General features: G+C 64.1%; 1 pseudogene. It reads right to left on the reverse strand.

The features are described 5' to 3' along the window. Window positions 1-245 (reverse strand): annotated as a pseudogene (locus R0J92_RS25665) (choline-sulfatase); the annotation flags it as partial.

Here is a 245-nt window from a genome sequence, read left to right on the forward strand (position 1 = left end):
CAGCGCGTCGAGCAGGATGCCCAGCTTGTCGTCCACGTAGGAGATCATGCCGTAGTAGGCGTGCCGCGCCTTGCGGATGTCGGCGTCGGTCACCTTCTGCTTGTGCATGCCGTAGTGGTAGTAGAGCCGTGCGCTGTGCGGATCGCGCTCTTCCACCGGGATCATCGGCACGGAGGGCAGGTCGATCTCGTCGTCGCTGTAACGGTTCCAGTAGTCCCGCGTGGTGGCGTAGGGATCGTGCGGGT

The sequence above is a fragment of the Tritonibacter sp. SIMBA_163 genome, from assembly GCF_046535935.1.
In the GTDB taxonomy this organism is placed as follows: Bacteria; Pseudomonadota; Alphaproteobacteria; order Rhodobacterales; family Rhodobacteraceae; genus Epibacterium; species Epibacterium scottomollicae.